At 49.4% G+C, this 20,859-nt stretch carries 22 protein-coding genes and 1 pseudogene; 16 read left to right on the top strand and 7 right to left on the bottom strand.

Going from position 1 to position 20,859, the window contains the following annotated elements; genetic code table 11:
• Window positions 1-610, bottom strand: a 610-nt coding sequence (locus AKG43_RS10510; RefSeq protein WP_156300662.1) for a type VI secretion system Vgr family protein, incomplete at its 3' end; no start/stop codon positions are given.
• Between the two features lie 353 nt (window positions 611-963).
• Between AKG43_RS10510 and AKG43_RS10515 the strand changes: the two genes are divergently transcribed.
• Window positions 964-2,091, top strand: a complete 1,128-nt coding sequence (locus tag AKG43_RS10515) for an aminotransferase class V-fold PLP-dependent enzyme (RefSeq protein WP_156300663.1) — start codon at window positions 964-966, stop codon at window positions 2,089-2,091.
• A 19-nt stretch (window positions 2,092-2,110) separates the two neighbouring features.
• Here AKG43_RS10515 and AKG43_RS13420 read toward each other — a convergent pair whose 3' ends face one another.
• The 3 genes from AKG43_RS13420 to clpS all read right to left on the bottom strand — a co-directional run bounded on the left by AKG43_RS13420 (window position 2,111) and on the right by clpS (window position 5,073).
• The gene (locus AKG43_RS13420; protein WP_082403070.1) at window positions 2,111-2,278 is read right to left on the bottom strand and encodes a lipoprotein signal peptidase; all 168 of its coding nucleotides are present in this window, start codon (window positions 2,276-2,278) and stop codon (window positions 2,111-2,113) included.
• Between the two features lie 200 nt (window positions 2,279-2,478).
• Window positions 2,479-4,758 carry an ATP-dependent Clp protease ATP-binding subunit ClpA gene (clpA, locus tag AKG43_RS10520; protein WP_054600513.1) on the bottom strand — a complete coding sequence of 760 codons (2,280 nt, stop codon included), beginning with the start codon at window positions 4,756-4,758 and terminating at the stop codon, window positions 2,479-2,481.
• Entirely contained in the window at window positions 4,759-5,073 is a 315-nt protein-coding gene (clpS, locus tag AKG43_RS10525) for an ATP-dependent Clp protease adapter ClpS (RefSeq protein WP_054600514.1), read from the bottom strand.
• A gap of 243 nt (window positions 5,074-5,316) precedes the next feature.
• Between clpS and AKG43_RS10530 the strand changes: the two genes are divergently transcribed.
• The 8 genes from AKG43_RS10530 (at window position 5,317) to AKG43_RS10565 (ending at window position 11,428) form a co-directional block, all read left to right on the top strand.
• The gene (locus tag AKG43_RS10530) at window positions 5,317-5,520 is read left to right on the top strand and encodes a cold-shock protein (protein WP_002217533.1); all 204 of its coding nucleotides are present in this window, start codon (window positions 5,317-5,319) and stop codon (window positions 5,518-5,520) included.
• 111 nt (window positions 5,521-5,631) lie between these two features.
• Window positions 5,632-5,859 (top strand): hypothetical protein, encoded by a 228-nt coding sequence (locus AKG43_RS10535; RefSeq protein WP_054600528.1) that lies wholly within the window; start codon window positions 5,632-5,634, stop codon window positions 5,857-5,859.
• A complete protein-coding gene (locus tag AKG43_RS10540) occupies window positions 5,856-6,077 on the top strand; it encodes a DUF1653 domain-containing protein (protein WP_054600515.1) in 222 nt (73 codons plus the stop codon). Before AKG43_RS10535 ends, AKG43_RS10540 begins: the two co-directional genes overlap by 4 nt.
• Before the next feature lie 98 nt (window positions 6,078-6,175).
• Window positions 6,176-6,622, top strand: a complete 447-nt coding sequence (smpB, locus tag AKG43_RS10545; protein WP_054600516.1) for an SsrA-binding protein SmpB — start codon at window positions 6,176-6,178, stop codon at window positions 6,620-6,622.
• Between the two features lie 79 nt (window positions 6,623-6,701).
• Window positions 6,702-7,151, top strand: a complete 450-nt coding sequence (locus tag AKG43_RS10550; RefSeq protein ID WP_054600517.1) for a hypothetical protein — start codon at window positions 6,702-6,704, stop codon at window positions 7,149-7,151.
• 75 nt (window positions 7,152-7,226) lie between these two features.
• A complete protein-coding gene (locus AKG43_RS10555; RefSeq protein WP_054600518.1) occupies window positions 7,227-7,565 on the top strand; it encodes a hypothetical protein in 339 nt (112 codons plus the stop codon).
• 121 nt (window positions 7,566-7,686) lie between these two features.
• Window positions 7,687-9,252 carry a glutamine-hydrolyzing GMP synthase gene (gene guaA / locus AKG43_RS10560; protein WP_054600529.1) on the top strand — a complete coding sequence of 522 codons (1,566 nt, stop codon included), beginning with the start codon at window positions 7,687-7,689 and terminating at the stop codon, window positions 9,250-9,252.
• A 145-nt stretch (window positions 9,253-9,397) separates the two neighbouring features.
• Entirely contained in the window at window positions 9,398-11,428 is a 2,031-nt protein-coding gene (locus AKG43_RS10565; RefSeq protein WP_054600519.1) for a tetratricopeptide repeat protein, read from the top strand.
• An 84-nt stretch (window positions 11,429-11,512) separates the two neighbouring features.
• Here AKG43_RS10565 and AKG43_RS10570 read toward each other — a convergent pair whose 3' ends face one another.
• Both AKG43_RS10570 and AKG43_RS10575 read right to left on the bottom strand, forming a co-directional pair.
• The gene (locus AKG43_RS10570) at window positions 11,513-12,661 is read right to left on the bottom strand and encodes an FAD-dependent monooxygenase (RefSeq protein WP_054600520.1); all 1,149 of its coding nucleotides are present in this window, start codon (window positions 12,659-12,661) and stop codon (window positions 11,513-11,515) included.
• Between the two features lie 105 nt (window positions 12,662-12,766).
• Complete coding sequence (locus AKG43_RS10575; RefSeq protein ID WP_082403069.1) at window positions 12,767-13,150, bottom strand: RidA family protein; 384 nt, start codon at window positions 13,148-13,150, stop codon at window positions 12,767-12,769.
• A 169-nt stretch (window positions 13,151-13,319) separates the two neighbouring features.
• Between AKG43_RS10575 and surE the strand changes: the two genes are divergently transcribed.
• From surE to AKG43_RS10610, 7 genes are all read left to right on the top strand, one after another.
• The gene (gene surE / locus AKG43_RS10580) at window positions 13,320-14,072 is read left to right on the top strand and encodes a 5'/3'-nucleotidase SurE (protein ID WP_054600522.1); all 753 of its coding nucleotides are present in this window, start codon (window positions 13,320-13,322) and stop codon (window positions 14,070-14,072) included.
• A complete protein-coding gene (locus AKG43_RS10585; RefSeq protein WP_054600523.1) occupies window positions 14,072-14,731 on the top strand; it encodes a protein-L-isoaspartate(D-aspartate) O-methyltransferase in 660 nt (219 codons plus the stop codon). Before surE ends, AKG43_RS10585 begins: the two co-directional genes overlap by 1 nt.
• Window positions 14,732-14,809: 78 nt before the next feature.
• Entirely contained in the window at window positions 14,810-15,739 is a 930-nt protein-coding gene (locus AKG43_RS10590; RefSeq protein WP_054600524.1) for a peptidoglycan DD-metalloendopeptidase family protein, read from the top strand.
• 234 nt (window positions 15,740-15,973) lie between these two features.
• A complete protein-coding gene (locus AKG43_RS10595) occupies window positions 15,974-17,773 on the top strand; it encodes a Na/Pi cotransporter family protein (protein ID WP_369799577.1) in 1,800 nt (599 codons plus the stop codon).
• 209 nt (window positions 17,774-17,982) lie between these two features.
• Window positions 17,983-19,362 carry a tRNA lysidine(34) synthetase TilS gene (gene tilS / locus AKG43_RS10600; RefSeq protein ID WP_054600525.1) on the top strand — a complete coding sequence of 460 codons (1,380 nt, stop codon included), beginning with the start codon at window positions 17,983-17,985 and terminating at the stop codon, window positions 19,360-19,362.
• A 68-nt stretch (window positions 19,363-19,430) separates the two neighbouring features.
• The gene (gene rpoE, locus AKG43_RS10605; protein ID WP_054600531.1) at window positions 19,431-20,030 is read left to right on the top strand and encodes an RNA polymerase sigma factor RpoE; all 600 of its coding nucleotides are present in this window, start codon (window positions 19,431-19,433) and stop codon (window positions 20,028-20,030) included.
• 4 nt (window positions 20,031-20,034) lie between these two features.
• Window positions 20,035-20,643, top strand: coding sequence for a sigma-E factor negative regulatory protein (locus tag AKG43_RS10610; RefSeq protein ID WP_054600526.1), 609 nt, complete (start codon window positions 20,035-20,037; stop codon window positions 20,641-20,643).
• A gap of 64 nt (window positions 20,644-20,707) precedes the next feature.
• Here the strand turns inward: AKG43_RS10610 and AKG43_RS12850 are convergent.
• Window positions 20,708-20,859: pseudogene (locus tag AKG43_RS12850) on the bottom strand (IS30 family transposase); the annotation flags it as partial.

The following is a 20,859-nucleotide window of genomic DNA, read 5'->3' on the forward strand; positions in this document are numbered from 1 at the left end:
GAAAATAATGGGCGGCATCGTCACCGAATACCGCCACATCGCCATATTGGGCATTCTGCTCGAAGGCGTACCAAATTCCTTCTTCTTCGCACAGCCGGTTGAGAAAGGCAAAGTCGGATTCCTGATACTGGGTCACATACTCGCGCACACCGTATTCGCGGGAAGTGTTGAAACGGAAATCGACACCGGCAAAACCGTGATGTTTCAGCAATGAAGCAATGATGTCGGGCACGTTTTGGTTTTGAAACAGCCGCGAAGTGCGGTGGTGCTTCAATGCGGCGATGCGGGGTTCCAATACCATGCGGTAACGGGTCTCGTCCGCCGATACCGACAGCTTCTCGCAGGAAGTGATGATGCCGCTCCATTCCTTCAACGCTTGGGGCGCGATCATTCCCTCAATCAACCCCAACACATCAGAGCTTACCGGCGTCACCGTAAACTTCGCCGCTTGGTTGATGTACGACGACAGCGGTAGGTCGGCATCAGTGGAAGTGAGTTCGATGTCGAGACGGTAGGCGGTATTCAATGCTTCGGTAGCGGTAAAGGAAACGACGGAGAGGGACGGGCTGAAGCGGGAAAAGCTGAGACGGTAGGATTGGGTTTGGGTCATCGTGGCACTTTCTCAAATCAGTAAAGCGGGATTGGATGCGTTTATTTAAACTGAAATATATCAGAACGAATAATCTTACCCAATATAGGTATGACAGAAGGCCGTCTGAAACAATGAGCGTTTCAGACGGCCTTGTACATCGAGTTTTGATGATGCTACCATCGGTAAGGTCTGTATCTGTATAAACATTTAATCGGATAAGTTCATGCAGAGCGGGTTTATTTTCTATAACAAATAAATTTTATTTATGCTACGTCGTTGCTTTGCCTTGCTGCCTGTATCAAAAATAAGGTTATTTGCCATATTTGTTGCCGCATGCTGATTTCATCCGAATAATTAAAAAAGGAGAAAACATGATGACTTTGCCGCATTCCGACATTGATGAAAACGGTTTGCTCGAATATTCGGTGGTTTATACCGACCGTGCCTTAAACCACATGTCGCAAAAGTTTCAGACGGCCTTACGCTATATTTCCGCCACGTTGAAAAAGGTCTATAACGCCGAACATGTCGCCGTGATTCCCGGTAGCGGATCGTCGGGCATGGAAGCGGTTGCCCGCCAGCTTGCCCGCGACGAAAAATGTTTGATTGTGCGTAACGGTTTTTTCAGCTTCCGCTGGACACAGATTCTCGAAAAAGGCCGCATCGCCGCCGATACTAAGGTGTTGACGGCCAAGCAGCCTGCTGATGAAACCCAAGCGCCGTTTGCACCTGCACCGATTGAGGAAGTGTGTGCGGAAATTGCCGCATACAAGCCTGCGGTTGTGTTCGCGCCGCATGTAGAAACGGCTTCGGGCATCATGCTGCCCGACAGCTATATTCAGAAGCTGGCCGAGGCCGCCCATGCGGTTGGCGGTTTGCTGGTTATCGACTGTATTGCTTCGGGCTGTATCTGGCTCGATATGGAAAAACTCGGCATCGACGTGTTGATTTCCGCCCCGCAAAAAGGGTGGAGCGGTTCTCCGTGCTGCGGTTTGGTGATGTTGAACGAAGCTGCTTATGCCAAAGTGCAGGCCACCGAGTCTGACAGTTTTACGCTGGATTTGAAAAAATGGCTGCAAATCATGGAGGCTTTTGAAAACGGGGGTCATGCCTATCATGCCACTCCGCCTACCGATGCCTTGCTCAAATTGCACGATGTGATGAAAGAAGCGGAAGCCGTCGGTTTCGATAAGCTGAAAGCCGCGCAAACCGAATTGGGCGGCAAAATACGGGCGTTACTTGCCGAACACGGCTACCCCAGTGTAGCCGCCGAAGGGTTTGAAGCTCCCGGCGTGGTGGTTAGCTACACCACCGATACCGATATTCAAAGCGGCAAAGCCTTTATTGCGCGCGGTATGCAGATTGCTTCGGGCGTGCCGTTGCAATGCAGCGAAAGGGGTGATTTCCAAACATTCCGTTTAGGGCTGTTCGGCTTGGATAAATTGCAGAACATCGAACGCACGGTTCAAACTTTTGAAGAGGTTTTGAAAACAGTATGATGCCGTCTGAAAATATTTTTCAGACGGCCTGAGACCTTTGCAAAACCCCCAGATGTGGATGATGTAGTTCAAGGCGTAGCAGCACAGCGAGTGCAGACATATCATACAGATGGGCAAACGAGCGGGCAGCGCACAACGCAGAAATGCGCCGCAGATGGGGGTTTGCAAAGGTCTCGGCCTGATGGATACCGGCAGAACCTTGCAAAACTCAGACAGCCAACCCGAGAGTCGGCCTGAAAAGCCAAAGGCCGTCTGAAAACGGGCTTTGTGGGGTTCGCTCCGGCCCTTCCCAAACAGCCATCCGGCTCTGCGCATTGACCTTTAAAGACGAAAGTCTGCAATCGCTACTGACTTTCCCAAAGTTTCCGGCAATAAGTCGATGCGGTTTTACAGTGCGGCTTCTTCTTTGGGGGAAGGGCTTTTCTTGAATTTCAAAACCGCTTCGGATTTTTTATTATCCCAATCTATGCGCACAAAACCGCCGTCTGCAAGTTTGCCGAAGAGAAGCTCGTCGGCCAGTGCCTTGCGGATTTTTTCTTGAATCAAGCGACCCATTGGGCGGGCACCCATTTGCGGGTCGAAGCCTTCCTCTGCCAAGTAGCGGCGCAATGCCGGAGTGAACTCGGCTTCCACTTTTTTATCCAGCAGTTGCTGTTCGAGTTGCAACAGGAATTTATCCACCACTTTGGCGATAACTTGCGTATCAAGAGGCGCGAAGGGAATGATGGCATCCAAACGGTTGCGGAATTCCGGCGTGAACTGTTTGTTGATGGCTTCCATTTCGTCGCCGCGCTGGCGTTTGCCTGCAAAGCCGATAGCCGGTTTGCTCAAGCTTTCCGCACCTGCGTTGGTGGTCATGATGAGGATAACATTGCGGAAATCGGCGCTCTTGCCGTTGTTGTCGGTCAGCTTGCCGTAGTCCATCACTTGCAGCAGTACGTTGAAAATATCGGGATGGGCTTTTTCGATTTCATCGAGCAGCAGCACGCAGAAAGGTTGTTTGTTTACTGCTTCCGTGAGCAGGCCGCCCTGCTCGAAACCGACATAGCCCGGCGGGGCGCCGATTAAACGCGATACGGCGTGGCGTTCCATATATTCCGACATATCAAAGCGTTGCAGCGGCACGCCCAATGAATAGGCAAGCTGTTTGGCAACTTCGGTTTTGCCCACGCCGGTGGGGCCGGAAAACAGAAAGCTGCCGATGGGTTTGTCGGGTTGCCCCAAGCCGGAACGCGCCATTTTCACGGCGGCCACCAGCGCTTCAATAGCGTTGTCTTGGCCGAATACCATGTTTTTCAAGTCGCGCGCCAGATATTGCAATACCTGTTTGTCGTCGTGGGAAACGGTTTTTTCGGGAATGCGGGCTACTTTGGCAATCACCGCTTCGATTTGTGCTTTACCGATTACTTTTTTCTGTTTCGATTTCGGCAGAATCTTTTGCGCCGCGCCTGCTTCGTCCATCACATCGATGGCTTTGTCGGGCAGAAAACGCTCGTTGATATAGCGTGCCGACAGTTCGGCGGCAGCTTCGAGCGCGCCGGAGGTGTAGCGCACTTGGTGGAAATCTTCAAACATCGGTTTTAAGCCGCGCAGAATCTGTACGGTTTCGGCAATGCTGGGTTCGATGACGTCGATTTTTTGGAAACGTCGGCTTAGGGCGTGGTCTTTGTCGAAAATCGTGCGGTATTCGTCGTAAGTGGTGGCACCTATGCAGCGTAACTGTCCTTTGGCCAAAGCGGGTTTCAGCAGGTTGGAAGCATCCATGGTGCCGCCGGATGTGCTGCCTGCGCCGATGATGGTGTGGATTTCGTCTACAAACAGAATGGCTCCGGGTATCTTGGCCAGTTGTTTTAAGACGGCCTTTATCCGGGCTTCGAAATCGCCGCGGTATTTGGTGCCGGCGAGTAATGCGCCCATATCCAGCGAAAACACTACGGCATTGTGCAATGTTTCGGGTACGCTGCCTTTGACGATCAGATGCGCCAAGCCTTCGGCCAGCGCGGTTTTGCCCACGCCCGCCTCACCGACCAAAATGGGGTTGTTTTTCCGGCGGCGGCATAAAATCTGTATCAGTCTTTCCATTTCGGCACGGCGGCCGATGAGCGGGTCTATGCGTCCGGCCAGCACTTCCGCATTCAGGTTGACGGTGTAGGATGCCAATGCGTCGCTGCTTTCACGCTCGGCCGCATTGCTTTCGTCGTCTTGCTGCTCGCTGTAGGATGCTCCTTCAGACGGCACGCCGTGCGCCAAACAGCGCAGAATGTCGTAGCGGGTAACAGACTGCAATTGTAAAAAATACACTGCATGGCTGTCGGTTTCGCTCATGAGCGCCACTAAAACGTCTAAAGGTTTCACGCTTTGTTTTCCGGCCGATTGGGCATGAACCATCGCCCGCTGCAACACGCGTTGGAAGCCCAAGGTAGGCTGGGTTTCGGTTTTGTCGAACAAGTGCTCGGGCAGCACGGGCGTGTTATCGACCATGCTGCTGATCAGCTGTTCCGAAAGCACGCCGCAGTCGGCGCCGCATTTGCTCAATACGTCGTGCACTTCGTCGTTTTGCTCTATCAATGCCAGCAAAAGATGCTCAAGGCTGATAAATTCATATTTTTGCCTGCGTGCATCGGTGTAGATTGTTTGTAAAATCTGTTCAAGCTCAGCTGAAATCATTTAAACCTCCTCAACGGTACATTGCAGCGGGTGGCCTTCTTCGCGTGCCAGCCGCATGACCTGCTGTTGTTTTGTTTCGGCGATATCGCGCGGGTAAACGCCGCACAATCCTTTGCCTTCGTGGTGAACCAGCAGCATCACGGCCACTGCCCGTTCTTCGGACATCATAAATATTTCTGTTAATACTTTAACAACAAAATCCATGGTCGTGTAATCGTCGTTGAGAAGATACACGCCGTAGCGTTTGGGTGGCGATATGCGGCTGCGGTTCAGTGTTTCCGTGTCTGTATTGTGCCGGGTGTCGTAGTTGGTCATATTAAATCTTTAAAGAATTTTTTGGAGGCGGTTTATGTTGTTTTTTGCTTTATTTTAATAAATTTTGACTTTTTTCCCAAACACTACTTGACTACACACCTTAACATAGGTAAAAAGCCTTCTTAGGCAGAGCTTGGCATCCAATATAAAGCATAATAGTTTGGGAGAAACTCGAAACTTTTAGGTTTTCAGCGTTGCCTGAATTTGCTGTTTTTTGTTAATTTTTTTAGTATAGGAAGTTCAATGGCAACCGGTATTGTTAAATGGTTTAACGACGCTAAAGGTTTTGGTTTCATCACTCCGGATGAAGGCGGCGAAGATCTGTTCGCTCATTTCTCTGCGATCAACATGGAAGGTTTCAAAACCTTGAAAGAAGGCCAACGCGTTTCTTTCGACGTTACCACCGGCCCTAAAGGCAAACAAGCTGCTAATATTCAGGCTGCTTAATTCAGATATTGCCGGAAAACCCGGTAACTGATCACTATCTTAATGGCGGGTTGCAAAACCTGCCATTTCTTTTTTTATTTTAATTTTATCTTTGCAACACGGGCCCCTGTTATGCCGAACGCCTACGAAGAATATCAAACTGCTTTGCGGCAAATCGATGAGTTAATTGCTTATCTGGGCAGCCATCAATCGCCGGCATGTGCGTTGGCGGAAGAGGAAGATGCGGTTCTGATACGTCTTGCCGATTGGAAAACCGATCTCAGGCCGCAACATCGGGCGGCTATGCTCGAAATAGGGCGTTATTACCAACAGTATATCGAATCGGGCGGGCAATCATGAGTATGCGTATCCGGCCGGGCATTTACCGCCACTATAAAGGCAATCTTTATGAAGTGGTCGGTTTGGCGCGGCATTCCGAAACGGAAGAAGAGTTGGTGGTGTACCGCGCGCTCTACGGTGATTACGGCTTATGGGTGCGTCCTGCCGAAATGTTTGCCCAAACGGTGGTGCATGAAGGCCGAACCGTAGAGCGGTTTTCGTGTGTTCGGGTTTTTTGAGCTACCCTGAATTTGCGCCAAATACATAACCATTTCTTTTTTCAGACGGCCTTCTGCTAGAATAGGCCGTCTGAAAATCATTCAATTGAAACATCATTATGAGTATTGCCAACAATAAAAAAGCGTTTCACGACTATTTCATCGAAGACCAAATCCAAGCCGGTTTGGTGTTGGAAGGCTGGGAAGTCAAAGCCATCCGCGCCGGCCGTGTGCAGTTGAAAGAAAGCTATATCCATTGGAAAAAAGATGCTTTCTATCTGGTGGGCTGCCATATCACCGCGCTGCCCACGGCTTCTACCCATGTTAAACCCGATCCCGTGCGCCAGCGCAAACTGTTGCTGAAACAATCCGAAATCAACAAATTAATCGGCAAAACCGAGCGCGCCGGTTATACCATTGTGCCGTTAAACATGCATTACCACCGCGGTAAAATCAAAATGGACATCGGCTTGGCGAAAGGTAAAAAACAGCATGACAAACGCCAAAGCATGAAAGAAGCCGATTGGAAACGCGAGAAACAACGCTTGATGAAACACGCAGGCTAAGGGTCGTTTACACATGCTCAGGTTTCAAACCTGAGCCGAGAATTTTTGAACACTTGATTTACATTGCAAAGGAAATACGATGAAACACAAAACTTTATCTTTCACTCTGGTGGCTTTGGCGTTGAGCGCGTGCGGTACGACCAAAGTCAGCGTTGCCGAAAATCGGGCGGACGAATTGAAGAACATCAAACGCATCTGTATTATTCCGAATGCCAAACGCACGCCTTACGGTTTGGAAAAAGTGATTGCCCGTTCGTTGCAAAAACAGGGCATTGCATCGGAAATTGTGGATATGGCCAATAACCGCCAGCGTCTTTACCAGCCGGAATGCCGTTACAACCTGCGCTATATTTCTGCCGGCAGCCCGCAAACCATTAAGAAAATTACCATGATTCTGCGCACGCCCGATTACAGCGTTGCTTCGCTCGGCTACAACGTCAACAGCGAACAGGCATACCTGCGTTCGCCCGATTTGCAAAAACAGACCGATGGGATTGTTGCGCGCTTGCTGGGTAAAAAAGCGCAATAATTTCCGCCTGCCCCTTTTCAGACGGCCTGCACGGAACAATAATGCAGGCCGTCTGAACACATTCGGAGCGTAAACATGCGCCATTCGTCACTTGCTTTGCCTTTGTTTCTAATTATTGCGGGCGCGGTTTGGTTTCTCAAAACCACCGGCATCCTGCCGCCGACCGCCACCTTGATTGCCGCCGGTTTGTGCATAGGCGGTATTGCCGTTTTGCTGATAGACGGCATAAACAAACAATCCGTCGTATCCGGGCCGCTGTTGGTCTATATCGGTGCCGCAGTGTATCTGAAAAGCCAATACCTGCTCGGCTACTCGCCGCTGATTGCTCTGGGCATGATGGTTCTCGGCTGCCTGCTTCTGCTTTCCCGCAGCAGTATCGTACCTTACAAGCACCCCAAATTGCCCGAGCGTTAAACCTGCCCGCTTACTGCAAAACACCCGTCAGGCCGTCTGAAAAAATGATACAATAACGCCTTTTTCAGACGGCCTGCTTTTTTATAGTTTGCACCGCAAAACCCTATCCGAAGAAATTGCCATGAACCAAGACAAAATCCTCATACTCGATTTCGGCTCCCAAGTTACCCAGCTCATCGCCCGCCGCGTGCGCGAAGCCCATGTTTATTGCGAACTGCACTCTTACGATATGCCTTTGGAAGACATTAAAGCCTTCAATCCCAAAGGCATTATTCTTTCAGGCGGCCCCAATTCCGTTTACAACTCCGATTATCAGGCCGATACCGGTTTGTTCGATTTAGGCATTCCCGTGCTCGGCATCTGCTACGGCATGCAGTTTATGGCGCACCATCTCGGCGGAGAAGTGTCGCCCGGCGACCAACGTGAATTCGGTTACGCCCAAGTGAAAACCATCGACAGCGAACTGACCCGCGGCCTTTCAGACGGCCAGCCCAACACACTCGACGTATGGATGAGCCACGGCGACAAAGTATCCAAGCTGCCCGAAGGCTTCTGCATCATCGGCGATACACCGAGCTGCCCCGTTGCCATGATGGAGCACGCCGAAAAACAATTCTACGGCATCCAATTCCATCCCGAAGTAACCCACACCAAACAAGGCCGTGCCTTGCTCAACCGCTTCGTGCTCGACATCTGCCGCGCACAACCCAGCTGGACGATGCCCAACTACATCGACGAAGCCGTGGCCAAAATCCGCGAGCAAGTCGGCAGCGACGAAGTGATTCTCGGCTTGTCCGGCGGCGTGGATTCTTCCGTAGCCGCCGCGTTGATCCACCGCGCCATCGGCGACCAACTCACCTGCGTATTCGTCGATCACGGCCTGCTGCGCCTGAACGAAGGCCAAATGGTGATGGACATGTTCGCCCGCAACTTAGGCGTGAACGTGATTCACGTTGATGCCACCGACGATTTTATGGGCAAACTCGCCGGTGTTACCGACCCTGAACAAAAGCGCAAAATCATCGGCGCCGAATTCGTAGAAGTGTTCCAAACCGAAGCCGGCAAACGCCAAAACGCCAAATGGCTGGCACAAGGCACGATTTACCCCGACGTGATCGAAAGCGCCGGTGCCAAAACCAAAAAAGCCCACGCCATCAAGAGCCACCACAACGTCGGCGGCCTGCCCGAAACCCTCAACCTCAAGCTGCTCGAACCGCTGCGCGACTTATTTAAAGACGAAGTGCGCGAACTCGGTGTAGCACTCGGCCTGCCGCGCGAAATGGTTTACCGCCACCCCTTCCCCGGCCCCGGCTTGGGCGTACGCATTCTCGGCGAAGTGAAAAAAGAATACGCCGATCTCCTGCGCCGTGCCGACGATATTTTCATCCAAGAGCTGCGCAATACCTTCGATGAAAACGGCACTTCATGGTACGACCTCACCAGCCAAGCCTTTGCCGTGTTCCTGCCGGTAAAATCCGTCGGCGTGATGGGCGACGGCCGCACTTACGAATATGTGGTGGCGCTGCGTGCCGTCGTTACCAGCGACTTCATGACCGCACATTGGGCCGAACTGCCTTATTCGCTGCTCGGCAAAGTGTCCAACCGCATCATCAACGAAGTACGCGGCATCAACCGCGTGGTGTACGACGTAAGCGGCAAACCGCCTGCCACGATTGAGTGGGAATAACGGTTTAAACCGTTTCACAAAACAAAAAGCCCTGAGTGTTCAGGGCTTTTATTACATATTCATCGAGAAATCCTAACCATGATTTTTCCAAATATAATGTTATAGTTTTACCTTTAAACATTTTCTACTAAGCGGAAAACTAATAATGACTGAAAATGAAATCAATCAATTAAAACAACTTGCAGAGCAAGGTGATGTAGAAGCCCAATTCAATTTAGGTGGGCTCTATCACCAAGGTTTAGGTGTAGAGCAGAGTGACAGCAAGGCCGCGGAGTGGTATGGAAAGGCGGCGGAACAAGGTCATGTAAAAGCCCAATTCAATTTAGGCGTGTGCTACGACCAAGGTTTAGGTGTAGAGCAGAGTGACAGCAAGGCCGCGGAGTGGTACGAAAAAGCGGCGGAACAAGGTCATGTAAAAGCCCAATTCAATTTAGGCCTGTGCTACGACCAAGGTTTAGGTGTAGAGCAGAGTGACAGCAAGGCCGCGGAGTGGTATGGAAAGGCGGCGGAACAAGGTGATGTAGACGCCCAATTCAATTTAGGCGTGTGCTACGGCCAAGGTTTAGGTGTAGAGCAGAGTGACAGCAAGGCCGCGGAGTGGTATGGAAAGGCGGCGGAACAAGGTGATGTAGACGCCCAATTCAATTTAGGCGTGCGCTATCACCAAGGTTTAGGTGTAGAGCAGAGCGACAGCAAGGCCGCGGAGTGGTACGAAAAAGCGGCGGAACAAGGTCATGTAAAAGCCCAATTCAATTTAGGCGTGTGCTACGACCAAGGTTTAGGTGTAGAGCAGAGTGACAGCAAGGCAGCGGAGTGGTATGGAAAAGCAGCAGAACAAAATAATACTTCAGTAAATAATGCTTTTGAATCAATGATACATAAAGATATATTTATGCTTCTTCAGTATGAAGAAGATAAGCAATTGAATAGATTCATAAATATCGCAGAAAAATATCAGAATATTTTTGATAAACTTAATGTAACTTCAAAGTTTATATTGAAGCAGATTTTAGATATATATGCAGTTATTGCAGTTATTAAAGATAAAAAACAAACTAAGGTTAAGGCCAATATAATTGCTTTATGGGGTCTTATATATCAAATTATTGATACTTTACATATTAAATTCTTAGATAATAATGAACAAAAAGTTGCTCATTATATTAATAAAAATTGGGCATTCAGCTTATTGGAAGGTAAACAAGCTTTGCGTTTGATTCCTTTGCAGTTTATGAACGACCCTACAGAAGGCAAACTGTTGACTGATATTTTGAATAATCGGATTGCTGCTAATGTAACGCACAGGGAACAAGAGGATTTTTGTTTTATCAAAAGCTTTTCCTTTAACTTCAATTCACTGAATCAATTTCGTCTTTATGGAAAAAGTGACAATATTGAAGCCAGCGGTTTAAGTTTGGTTTTTAAGCAAGATTATTTCCTTAAACAGGTCAAAAATTACAGATTCTCTGAAGTATTGATAAGCCAGCCTGAATCTAAAGATGTTGATGCTAAAAGTATGGGAGAGAAACAAGAAAAAAGTGAACTGCCTGAGTCTAAACATTCTGAAAGTGATGGAAATAAAATACTGAAACCAAAGCTTGGAAAGCTACCACTTTACCGTTGTATCTATTTAGAACCAGAATCTTTATGTGAAACAAGTACTGAAAAATGGATTATCGGCGTTTCCCACACAGACCAATCCAGTTTTATGTTGGGAACTGGAAAAACCTCAGTGGAATACCAAAGTTATTTGAATGTGATTAATGCAATCACAGCAAATATTACTCAACATTTTGAAAAACTGTTTACTTGTTATGGTAAATTGATGAAGTCATTAAAATCTGTGGGCGCAAACAGTGAAGAAAAAATAAAAATACTGAAAGTAGTTGACGATATTATTTTGCCTTTATCATTTTTAATCAAGCATTACGCTTTTAAAGAAGAGCAGGAGTGTCGCTGTTTTTATGTTTCGCCGTTGAACGCAGAGGTTGTACAAACGGAAAAAGATAAAGAACATGTGTTTGTTGAAATGGAAAACATCATAGATGAATTGCAGGAAATTTATTTAGGCATCAAAGCGGCTGATAGCAAAGTGTATATTGAAAAAGTGATTCAAGATAATTTCAAGTTAGAAGATAAACCTAAGGTTTATATATCGAATCATCCGTTTAAATAGATGATGTTGAATAAGGCCGTCTGAAAAATCATTTTCAAACGGCCTTATTCATTACGGCCTTAATAAAAGTTGACGGCTTTTAATTCACAACCCCATCGCATGCTTGATCAAGCGGTTTTTAACGGCAGGCACGGCGTTGACCAGATTCAGGCCGTTGTTGCGCAGCCAGGGCAGGGCGGGGAGGTGTTGTTCGTTGAACAGATGAAACAGGCCGTCGCAGCCGAGCTGCATGGTGCGGACGGGTTCCAAACGGTTGCGGGCGTATTGTTTCAAAAGCTGGTGTGCGCCGACATCGGGTGCGTTGCGGCTGAGGCGGGCAAATTCGATTACGTCGCCGAAGCCGAGGTTCACGCCTTGTCCGGCGAGCGGGTGGATGGTGTGCGCGGCATCGCCCATCAGTAAAATGCGTTGGGCTACGGTGGATTGGGGGCGGCGCAGGATTAAATCGAAGGCGAAGGCGGGGGAGAGCGGTGAGAGTTGGCCGAGTACGTTTTCGCCTTGCGCGGTAACGGCGGCGGCCAGGTCTTCGGGGCTGAGGCCGGTGAGTTTTTCAGGCTCACGGGTGCTCCAAACGATGGAAATTTTTTTGTCGGGCAGCGGAAGGTAGGCAAGCACGTCGCCGTTTTTGAACCATTGGAAGGCGGTGCCGTGGTGGTCTTGCTCGGTGCGGAAGTTGGCGACTACGCCGTGCTGGCGGTAGGGGTCTTCTTTAACGGCGATGCCTGCTTGGCTGCGCACCCATGAGTTGGCACCGTCTGCGCCGATAATCAGTTTGGTTTGCAGCGTTTCACCGTTTTTAAGGGTTAGCGAGGCCGTCTGAACGTTGGTTTCGAGTTTTTCAGCGGCTTCGGTAATCACGGGTATTGCTAAAGCACGGATCTGCTGCCACAGGCCGGCGAGCAGCCAGCGGTTTTCGGCGATGCAGGTGAGGCGGGGTGCGTCGATGTCGGCGGCTGTGAACTCGATGCGTCCGCCTTTGTCGCCGCGAACGTCCATGCGTGAAACGGGCTGGATACGTCTTTCAGACGGCCACGCGCCTAAGGATTGGAGCAGGCTTTGATTGGTTGGGCTGATGGCGTAAATCCGTGCGTCCCAACCGGTTTCGAGCTTGGCGAAATCGGTTTCGGGAGGGCGGATTTCCAGCAGGGCAACATCCCGCCCTTGCTGTTTGAGGGCGACTGCGGCGGCGGCCCCGACCAACCCGCCGCCGATAATCAGGATTTCGTGGTTCATCTTTAAAGCAGTTCCGTTAGGGTTTGGCGGGATTATACCTGTTTCAGACGGCTTATTTAGATTGTGAACAATTACAATGAATGTTAGCTTCTCTGAATAATTTATTTATTCTGCGGCAATGGCATTCATTGTCATCAAGGCGTCTTTTTTCGGTAAATCTGCTACACATATAACGGTGCGAGCAGGCAAATGGTTTTTGAAAACTTCACTATAAGCGCGATTCATTTCTGCAAAATCATTTACATCTTTCAAAAAAACATGCACATGGGTAACATGACTTAAGTCAAGGTTTATAGATTGCAACATGATGTTGAAATTCAAAATAATTTGTTTAGCTTGGCTGTAGGCATCATTTCCCGCCAATTGCCCTGTTGCAGGATTGACTCCAGGCGTGCCTGAAATGTGAATGAATCCGTTTGAACGGCTGAAGTGGCTATATGGGCCAATAGGGGTGAATAATGTATCAGGAGTATAGTTTTCTACTTTCATGTTTTCACTTGCAACTTTCAAATCAAATCATAATCTATCATTTTTTTACTAACGGTTGCCTGATAAATTTATCAGCTGAAAAATTATGCCTGCAAAACCGACTATTGGCAAAATAGACACCGATAACCGCAGTCGGTAGAATTGATGCCGTCTGAAAATAAGGGAAACCATGAATATTCTGATTTGTAATGACGACGGCTATCTTTCCCCGGGCATTGCCATACTTGCGCGGGTGGCCGCAGAATTTGCCAACGTGCGCGTGGTTGCGCCCGAGCGCGACCGCAGCGGGGTCAGCAATTCGCTTACGCTCGACCGCCCCTTGCGCATCCGAGAGGCCGACAACGGCTTTTATTATGTGAGCGGCACGCCGACCGACTGCATTCATCTGGCTTTGCATGCTTTGCCTGAGTTTCAGCCCGATTTGGTGCTTTCCGGCATCAACAACGGTGCCAATATGGGCGACGACACGTTATATTCCGGCACGGTAGCCGCAGCAACCGAGGCTTATTTGTTGGGTATTCCTGCGGTTGCATTTTCATTAAACGATTTCAGCGGACGCTATTGGGAAACCGCCGAAAGAGCCGCTTGGATTATGTTGGAACACTTGCTGAAAAATCCGCCCAAACAGCCGATTTTATGGAATGTGAACATTCCCGCCGTGGCACCCGAAGATATCCAAGGCTGCAAAATCACCCGTTTGGGCAAGCGGCATCATGTGCAAAGCATCGTGCCGGCACGCAACCCGCGCGGAGAATCGGTTTATTGGATCGGCCCGATAGGCGATATTTCCGACCGCAACGGCGGCACCGATTTTGCCGAAAGCGAAGCCGGCTACATCACCGTTACGCCGTTGCAGATTGATTTGACCGATTACGAAAAAATGGACCAAGTGGCAGATTTCTGGCAGGGAGTGATGCCGTAATGCAGGGAAACTGGACAGGCTTTGAAAACCGCCGCCGCCGTATGATAGAGCGTTTGGCGAGAATGGGCATAGGCACGCGGGTTTTACAGGCCATGGATCGTGTGCCGCGCCATCTTTTTGTTGAAGAAGCCCTGCAAACCCGCGCTTACGATGAAATGTCGCTGCCCTTAGGCTTGGGGCAGACCATTTCCCAGCCTTATACCGTGGCCAAGATGACGGAGCTGCTGTTGGGCGGTTCATCGCAAAATATGCGGCGCGTACTCGAAATCGGCACGGGGTGCGGCTATCAGACGGCTGTTTTGCTGGCGTTAGACCTGCCGGAAATCTATTCGGTGGAGCGTCTCCGCCCCTTGCACGAACGTGCCAAGCAGCATTTGCGCGCGGCCGGATTGTTGGCCAAAGCCCGTACGGTGTGCGGCGACGGTTACTTGGGTTTGCCCGAAGTCGCCCCGTTCGACGGCATATTGGTTACGGCCGCGCCCGCAGAAATCCCGCTGGCGCTTTTGCAGCAGCTTGCCGTCGGCGGGCGTATGGTATTACCGCTTGACGAGGGCGGCGTGCAGTATTTGTGGCTGATTGAAAAAACACCGCAGGGATACCGTGAAACCTGCGTACAGGAAGCCAACTTTGTACCGCTGGTCAGCGGTATGGATACTTAAATCGTAAAGACTTGAGAGCCGGGCATAATTTGTTTTATGATATGCCGCGATTCAAAATACAGACAGAAGGTAGAAGATATGTTGAAAAAAACCGCATTCCGCACCGGTTCGGCAGCTTTAATTTTAATGTTGGGCGCCTGTTCATGGCTCCAACAGCCCGCAGCACCCGTAGTATCGGGCACGGCGGGTTCCGCTTCCGCCGGAGCAGGGCAGACCAATCCATACGGTGCAACACCTTACGACCCGAATGCGGCAGGAACGGGCGCAGCTCCCGCTCCTTACACACCGCCCGCAGCAGTACAAACCCAAGCTGCGGGCGGCGGTGCATACATACCTTCCAATGCGCCTGTTGATATTAACGCCGCCACCCACACGGTTGTGCGCGGGGATACGGTTTACAATATCTCAAAGCGTTACCAAATCACCCAAGACAATCTGCGTGCATGGAACAATTTGGCCGACAACACCATCAGTGTAGGCCAAGTTTTGCGTGTTAAACCGGCAGGCTACACGGCTCCGGCGGTAACGGCATCGGCCAAACCTCAAATACCCGCTCCCGTTGTATCCAGCACTTCTTCTCCGCGCCCGCAAATTTCAGAGGCGGCCAGAACGCCCACCGTTTCCACCGGCAGCATCCGCACTGTATCAGGCGTTACATGGCAGCGTCCGACCGCCGGAAACATCATCACCCAGTTCGGCGGCAGCAGCAAAGGTGTGGACATCGCAGGCTCTGCGGGGCAGGCGGTGGTATCTGCGGCCGACGGTAAAGTGGTTTATGCCGGTTCGGGTTTGCGCGGTTACGGTAACTTGGTTATCGTTCAGCACAATCAGACTTTCTTAACGGCTTACGGCCACAACCAAAACCTGCTGGTTAAAGAAGGACAAACCGTCAAACGCGGTCAAACCATTGCCCGTATGGGTAGCAGCGATGCAGACCGCACCAAACTGCATTTTGAAGTCCGTCAAAACGGCAAGCCTGTGAATCCTACTCAGTTTGTGGCGTTTTAAGGTTGAGCTGAGTCAGATTTGACATTCAAGGCCGTCTGAACATTTTCAGACGGCCTTTGCCTATATTGTCTGTGCCGCTATATTTTTCCGGTATTTTTAAAATAATCACTATAATACTGAACCAACCCCAACCGTATCCGTGGGGAAAAAACGCAAAAAACAGAAAAACATAAAAGAGAGCAGAGAAGCAACATGGATATAGCAAATATCAAAAATATCAACAAACATCTAAAGATGCCTCACAATATCCGCAGCCTGTGGAAGCCGGTGCTGGCCGTTTTAGTGGTTTTGGTTTTGGCATACAGTTTTTGGTATAGCGGGCCGTGGCTGAAATTGTGTTACGGGTTGGCTCTCTTTCTTTTCGGTATGCAGTGTATTGAAGAAGGCTTGCGCAATGCGGCAGGAGGAACGTTGGAAAAGCTGATGGCTAAAAGCACTTCCACTCCGGCTAAGGGTTTGTTTTTCGGTATCGGTGCCACCTTTATTCTTCAATCGAGCACGCTGGTTTCATTGCTGACGATTGCGTTTTTAAGCACGGGTTTGATTACCTTGGCGGGCGGTATAGCCGTTATTTTGGGTACCAACTTGGGGGCAACGAGCGGTATCTGGCTGTTGGCTTTGGCAGGGCAGAGTATCAGTTTGAGCCCGGTTGCGGTGCCTATGCTGGTATTCGGTATTCTCGCAGGGTTTTTAAATGCAAAAACCAAAACCATCGGTCGGGTTTTGGTGGGCATTGCGTTGATATTTTTGGGTATCGATGCCATTAAAGACGGCTTTAACGCTTTGGGGGGGCAAGTTGATTTGTCGGCCATCAAAGCCGGCGGAGTGATGGAAATCGCGGTATTCAGTGCCATCGGTTTGTTGTTGACCATTGTGTTGCAGTCTTCCCATGCAACGCTGATTCTTACTTTAGCGGCATTGTCGGCAGGCCAAATCACAGTGGCACAAGGTTTCGCCATTGCCATCGGTTCTAATGTGGGCAGCAGCGTTTCTACCGCTTTTGTGGGTATGCTCGGCAGCGACCGCAGCGGTCAGCGGCTGGCATTGGCGCATTTGTTGTTTAACGTGGTAACGGCGGTGTTGTCGTTGTTGCTGTGGCTGCCGCTAACCAAATTCGTTACCTTGCTGGCAGAATGGACCGGCATGGGCAGCCTGCTTCAATTGGCTTTGTTTCATACATTGTTTAACGGCTTAGGCTTGGCGGTATTTTGGAAGGTACAAAACCGTTTGGCAGACCAATTGATGAAATGGCTGCCGGAAAAAGCCGAAACTTCGTCTTATTTCTTACCGGAAGACAACCGTACGCCGGTGCGTGCGCTTTATTTGAGCCACAACATGCTGCGCTCGGGCGATACGGCATTGCGTGCGGTATTTAAAGAAATAGGCCATCTGAATGCGGTGAGCTTGGAGGTTATTTGCCATGCTTTATTTGTGCCGGTAAGCAAATTGTATGAAGAAGATTGGGATGCCGAGCAAGACCTTGCCATTCCCCGCGGCTCCCTTCATTTGGATGCTCAAGCTTATTACGAATCCCAAATCAAACCGCTTTACAGCGAATTGCTGGATTTCACCAGTAAAATCGACATCGAGGGCGAAGAGCAAAACCAAGAGTTGGCTACCGCGCATATGGCAGCGTTTCAAATGGTAGAAATCGTTAAAGAAAGCAAGCACCTGCAAAAAAATATGCAGCGTTATCTGCAAGAGCCGGATTCTGCCGCAGCCCGAGACTATGTGCGCTTGCGAAAACATGTGTTCAAAACTTTGGTTCTGTTCCGCCAAATTACCGCCTTACCCGTGCAGAGTGAAAAATGGTTCGAACAAGTGGCGTCGTTGGCCAAACATATCGATTCGCTCGAAACATTCAGGGGAAGAACATTGGTTAAACTGCGCAACAAACAGATCAGCGGTTGGGAAGCCTCTTCCCTCATGAACGATATCAATTATGCACGGCGCATCGGTTGGGGCGTTCAGGAAATCATCAATACCGCAGACTTGGACTTCTCTCATAAAGCAACCGCACGAGCGACGGCTTAACGCCGTTGCCGATGGGTAGGACGAGCCGCGCGTTTTCATGTATAGCCGTCAACTTAAAAATAGTACGCTTGTCATACTCGGGCTTGACCTGAGTATGACGAAACCGTTATCGAAATAAGTGGTTTGGCTTTATAGCTTGCAAATAATCCGTTTGCGGGCTAGCCGACAATACGGCTTAGCATAAAGGCCGTCTGAAAATATAGATTTCTATGGATTTTTCTGATTTTGCTTTTTCCTCGCAAGCGGCTGCACCGTCAAATAAGCTGGTGCAGCATGTCAATACGGCTTGGCCCGAATCTTTCAAAGCAGGAACAATTATCGAAGTGGCTTTGAGCGGCGGCGTAGATTCCGTAGTGCTGCTGCATGTTTTGAATGCCTTGCGCGAACAACGGGGCATTGTTTTGAAAGCCGTTCATGTTCACCACGGCTTAAACGAACAAGCCGACGAGTGGGCAGATTTCTGCCGCACATACTGCATCTCTTTAGGCGTGCCGCTTCGAGTGGAGCATGTAACAGTCAAACCCAACAGCCGTTTAGGGATTGAAGGTGAAGCGCGTAAACAGCGTTACCGCGTGTTTTCAGACGGCCTCAATAAAGTGGTGGCATTGGCTCATCATCAAAACGACCAAGTGGAAACCTTCATGCTGGCGGCCTTGCGCGGGGGCGGTTTGCGGGCGTTATCGGCAATGCCTGCTTTGCGGGCGTTAAGTGCCGATGTGCACATCTGGCGGCCTTTGTTGGATATCCCGCGTGCCGCATTAGAACAATATGCTTTAGAAAACGGCTTGAACCATATAGAAGACGGCAGCAATGAAGATTCTGCGTTTTTGAGAAACTGGCTGCGGAATGAAGCTTTACCTGTGTGGCGGCAGAGAATACCGAATATCGACAGGCATATCATCGGCAGCATTCAATCTTTGCAGAACGAATTGGCAGTATTAAACGAAATTGTAGAACAAGATTATGCCGCTGTTTGCGAGAACGGCTTGTTTGATATCGAACGCTGGAAACTGTTGAGCAAGCCGCGGCGTTTCCAGCAACTGCTTCACCATGCAAAGCTCAATGATTTGGGTATTCCGCGTTCGGAAAGTGTAGAAAACTTCTCCCGTATATTGGAAGCCGCGGAAAATCCCGTAGGAGAGTGGTCGTTACCTAAAGGAAAAATGTATGCCTACCGGCAACGCTTGTTTGCCTGCCCAAACGGGTGGGAGCAAGCGTTTCCTTGGCTGAGAAACGAAGAATCCGATAAAGGCCGTCTGAAAGATATTCTCTTAAAAAACGGTTTTACTCTTGATAGCCGTTTGTTTGGAATATGTGAAGAAATGTTGGAAGAGAGTTGTGTGATTCGTGCTGCAAATACCGATGATGTTATCGAGCTTGCCGTTGGTCGTAAAAATGTTTGGAAAATTTTACAAGAATACAAAGTGCCGCCATTTGTAAGAAGGTATTGGCCGATTGTTACCGACAGTCAAAACCGTTGCATAGCTATTGCCAATATTCTGGTAAGCGTTCATTATGGCTGCCGAAACGGCTCTATGGTCGTCTTTAGCAAATTTAATCAGTTCGTTTTGGAACCAAAGCAAAGGTAAAGTGTCACAGTATTGCAATGCACGCTTTGCCTTTTCTGTGTTGGTTATTTGATTATAAGGGTTTAAGTATGAATGATCGGAAAATCGATCAGGCACTGGTAGAGCGGGCGCAAAAAGGCGAACACCGGGCGTTTGAGCTGCTGGTGTCTAAATACCAACGCCGTTTGAACAGACTGCTCTCACGTTTCATCAAAGACGAGCACGAAGTCAACGACGTTGCACAAGAAGCCCTCATAAAAGCCTACAGGGCATTGCCAAACTTTCGCGGAGAAAGTGCATTTTATACATGGCTTTACCGCATCGGCATCAATACAGCCAAAAACTTTTTGGCAACTTCCGGAAAGCGGCCTTTCGTCAGCACGGATGTTGCCAATGATGAAGGGGATGTTCTCGATTTAGCCAATCAGCTCGCTGATGATCACACACCTGAAGCCGAGATGATGAATAGGGAAATATTAGAAACTGTAGAAGCAGCAATTACCAAGTTGCCGGACGATTTACGGAGAGCCATTTCTCTCAGGGAAATGGACGGCTTGTCTTACGAGGAAATTGCTCAGATTATGGACTGTCCCATCGGTACCGTTCGCTCGCGGATATTCAGAGCACGCGAGGTAATCGCTAAAGATTTAAGGCCGTTGTTGGATACGTCTGAGGACCAAAGGTGGTAATAAAATGAACCAAAACAAAGACTATGAATTTGTCTCTGCCGCCATGGATGATGACAGTTTGTCAGATGAAATGCTTGACAAACTGTTGTCAGATGACGAAGCACGGCAAAAGTGGCGTGAATTTCACATCATTCGCGACTGCATGCAACGTGCCCAGCCAAGCTTGGAGACAGATGCACAATTCATTAAAGAGGAATGTTCTGCGGCAATCAAACAATTGGCTGCTGCAAAACAACAAACACAAGCTCAAACTACCGTACAGATTACAGGCAGTCAGGAACGCCGCAGAGCGGCAAACTGTATGTTTGGTGGCTTTGCAGTAGCGGCGAGTGTGCTGGCCGTAGCCGTGGGAGTATGGCAGTTCTTTCCTTCGGTAAATGAAGAAGGCTCAGGTATGGTTACCGAGCAAGTGGCTCCCAAGCCGGAGCAGGCGGATATCGTTTCGGTTGGCGGGAATGTGAAACAATCCAACACCGATGCGGTTGCCAATGCAGAAGCGCAGGGTGCCGTGGTTCCGAATGCAGCCCGCTCTAACCAAACTGAAGCCGTTGAAAGTAAGGCGGTAAGAGTAGAAAAAATCCAACAGGAGCATACAGCCAGCGAAGTGAAGTAAACTTGCAATATTCTCAAGTTAGACTTTTTCTTTATATTAAAGAAGAGGCCCTTAGATTCGAATTTCAAGTGCAACACTCAGGCAGTAGAGGTTGGAAGAGATTCAAGAATAAAACACTTGGCGTTTCATAGCCAAGTGTTTTTCTTGGCCGGTGGTTCGGCTCATCCTGAACCCTGCGTATTTCCCGCTCACTAATGTTGCGGAAATCCGTTTGTT

Source organism: Neisseria sp. 74A18, from assembly GCF_001308005.1.
GTDB lineage: Bacteria > Pseudomonadota > Gammaproteobacteria > Burkholderiales > Neisseriaceae > Neisseria > Neisseria dumasiana.

What these genes read in the sequence shown, in the direction of transcription:
- AKG43_RS10515 (WP_156300663.1), top strand. Translation starts at nt 964, where the DNA reads ATGATGACTTTGCCGCATTCCGACATTGATGAAAACGGTTTGCTCGAA.
- clpA (WP_054600513.1), bottom strand. Translation starts at nt 4,758, where the DNA reads ATGATTTCAGCTGAGCTTGAACAGATTTTACAAACAATCTACACCGAT.
- clpS (WP_054600514.1), bottom strand. Translation starts at nt 5,073, where the DNA reads ATGACCAACTACGACACCCGGCACAATACAGACACGGAAACACTGAAC.
- AKG43_RS10530 (WP_002217533.1), top strand. Translation starts at nt 5,317, where the DNA reads ATGGCAACCGGTATTGTTAAATGGTTTAACGACGCTAAAGGTTTTGGT.
- AKG43_RS10535 (WP_054600528.1), top strand. Translation starts at nt 5,632, where the DNA reads ATGCCGAACGCCTACGAAGAATATCAAACTGCTTTGCGGCAAATCGAT.
- AKG43_RS10540 (WP_054600515.1), top strand. Translation starts at nt 5,856, where the DNA reads ATGAGTATGCGTATCCGGCCGGGCATTTACCGCCACTATAAAGGCAAT.
- smpB (WP_054600516.1), top strand. Translation starts at nt 6,176, where the DNA reads ATGAGTATTGCCAACAATAAAAAAGCGTTTCACGACTATTTCATCGAA.
- AKG43_RS10550 (WP_054600517.1), top strand. Translation starts at nt 6,702, where the DNA reads ATGAAACACAAAACTTTATCTTTCACTCTGGTGGCTTTGGCGTTGAGC.
- AKG43_RS10555 (WP_054600518.1), top strand. Translation starts at nt 7,227, where the DNA reads ATGCGCCATTCGTCACTTGCTTTGCCTTTGTTTCTAATTATTGCGGGC.
- guaA (WP_054600529.1), top strand. Translation starts at nt 7,687, where the DNA reads ATGAACCAAGACAAAATCCTCATACTCGATTTCGGCTCCCAAGTTACC.
- AKG43_RS10565 (WP_054600519.1), top strand. Translation starts at nt 9,398, where the DNA reads ATGACTGAAAATGAAATCAATCAATTAAAACAACTTGCAGAGCAAGGT.
- AKG43_RS10570 (WP_054600520.1), bottom strand. Translation starts at nt 12,661, where the DNA reads ATGAACCACGAAATCCTGATTATCGGCGGCGGGTTGGTCGGGGCCGCC.
- AKG43_RS10575 (WP_082403069.1), bottom strand. Translation starts at nt 13,150, where the DNA reads ATGAAAGTAGAAAACTATACTCCTGATACATTATTCACCCCTATTGGC.
- surE (WP_054600522.1), top strand. Translation starts at nt 13,320, where the DNA reads ATGAATATTCTGATTTGTAATGACGACGGCTATCTTTCCCCGGGCATT.
- AKG43_RS10585 (WP_054600523.1), top strand. Translation starts at nt 14,072, where the DNA reads ATGCAGGGAAACTGGACAGGCTTTGAAAACCGCCGCCGCCGTATGATA.
- AKG43_RS10590 (WP_054600524.1), top strand. Translation starts at nt 14,810, where the DNA reads ATGTTGAAAAAAACCGCATTCCGCACCGGTTCGGCAGCTTTAATTTTA.
- AKG43_RS10595 (WP_369799577.1), top strand. Translation starts at nt 15,974, where the DNA reads ATGCCTCACAATATCCGCAGCCTGTGGAAGCCGGTGCTGGCCGTTTTA.
- tilS (WP_054600525.1), top strand. Translation starts at nt 17,983, where the DNA reads ATGGATTTTTCTGATTTTGCTTTTTCCTCGCAAGCGGCTGCACCGTCA.
- rpoE (WP_054600531.1), top strand. Translation starts at nt 19,431, where the DNA reads ATGAATGATCGGAAAATCGATCAGGCACTGGTAGAGCGGGCGCAAAAA.
- AKG43_RS10610 (WP_054600526.1), top strand. Translation starts at nt 20,035, where the DNA reads ATGAACCAAAACAAAGACTATGAATTTGTCTCTGCCGCCATGGATGAT.